The following is a 1528-nucleotide window of genomic DNA, read 5'->3' as shown; positions in this document are numbered from 1 at the left end:
GACGTGTCCGCTGTGCGCGCCACATCCGTTTGAAATCGCCGAAGGTCTGGACGGCTGCGATGATCTCGGTCAGCCCATGGCGGTAGAAGGGTCACAAAACGACCTGCAACGCGATCCTCATTGCGCAACCTGCGCCGCGCAGCAATTGACTTCACGGCAACAAGGAACGAGTAGTGGCAGCCAATCTTCAGGCAAGCGGGCGGACGAACCCGCAACCGAATACGTGCGTGGATGCGCAGTGTGATTGCAGCGTCATCTGGTCGCTCGCGCAGCAGTTCGCGATGCGGCAGATCTCCAATCATGTGCGCGCCGACCATGGTATTCCAGACTACCGGGACAACGAGCATTCCCTGTCTGGCGCACAGGTTGAGAACGCCCGCCCGGAGTTCGTGAGCAACTACGCCGTGCGGGCACGGCGCATCGCCTCGGCCTATGCCCGGATGTACCTCGAGGAGTTTCATCTTGGACACAAGGACAAGATCGGTCGGTTCTACTGGCTGGGACTGGGAGCGTTCGCTGCCAAGCAGGTGGCGATCACGCTGGAGTTGAAACGGGTGCGCATTGCCAGGTGGAGCGCGCTGTATGAAGGTTTGGGTAACAGCAATCTGTGGCTCTTCAATGATGTACTGCCCTGGCATTATGGTTATGCGGCGGGGGCGGCGACGTTCAGTGAATGCGTGACGGCGCGCGATAGTCGGCACTTCGTCGATGCGGTCGGAAGAAACTTGAGTAATCAGAAGGGCTTTGAGAGGTCGATCGATAAGACTCCGTATGAGATCGATGGTGAGACTGGAGTCAAAAAGCAGAAGCTGGGTTATTTACGTGCCACGCCGCTGGTGGTCGAGGGGTTTGCTAAGGTGGCGGATTGGGAGACGGCGTCGCCGTACAAACGACCTGGAATCGCGCTCGACCATCTGCTCTGCATTGCGAAGCATGAACAAGGCGAGGTTCTTCAAGGTCTGATTTACGACGATCAAAATTTCGCCTGGTGGCTGAACCGTCAGCATGACGGGCTCGCCGCATCCGACGACACGTCATTCAATGACCGGATGGAATCCTCGCGCTACTTTCCATCGGACGGATCCGATCTGGCTGGAATGGCACTGATTCGGGCGCTAGTGCCAAATCTGCAACTGGTTCTGACGTCCGACGATACGACCGATGACCCGGATTTCCTGTCGGTAGCCCCGGACCGGACCGTCTTGCAAGATTATCGGCAGCGGATGTTCTGGATTAAGGGAGTTGCCAAGAAATATCATGGCCTTATGCAGGGAGCGTACAAACAGAAGATGCAGGACTCGCTCGTTAGGATCGGTCAATGGGGCGACTTGCCGGACAAGTGATGAACTCAAAAAAACTAGCTTACTTTTCTGTGTGCCTCGGGGCGATTGCAATATGCATTGCTGCCGCGACACACTTTCTGAATTTCAGTTCGCTCTCTTCAAAAGGTACCAACATGCCTCCCACCCTCACGCTAGTTCGTCTCGGGGACCCGAAAGGCTCCGATCTGGCCGGAGTCGGCTCCTCC

At 56.9% G+C, this 1528-nt stretch carries 1 protein-coding gene and 2 pseudogenes; all 3 read left to right on the top strand.

Annotated elements, in window-relative coordinates:
• Nucleotides 1-244: pseudogene (locus tag P0D73_RS46390) on the top strand (hypothetical protein); the annotation flags it as partial.
• A complete protein-coding gene (locus tag P0D73_RS46385; protein WP_408177826.1) occupies nt 174-1343 on the top strand; it encodes a DUF2515 family protein in 1170 nt (389 codons plus the stop codon). The pseudogene P0D73_RS46390 and the gene P0D73_RS46385, both read left to right, overlap by 71 nt.
• Nucleotides 1343-1528, top strand: a pseudogene (locus tag P0D73_RS46380) (hypothetical protein); the annotation flags it as partial. The gene P0D73_RS46385 and the pseudogene P0D73_RS46380, both read left to right, overlap by 1 nt.

Source organism: Paraburkholderia sp. RL18-101-BIB-B (genome assembly GCF_046026985.1).
GTDB lineage: Bacteria > Pseudomonadota > Gammaproteobacteria > Burkholderiales > Burkholderiaceae > Paraburkholderia.
This window is presented reverse-complemented; position numbering and strand designations above follow the sequence as displayed.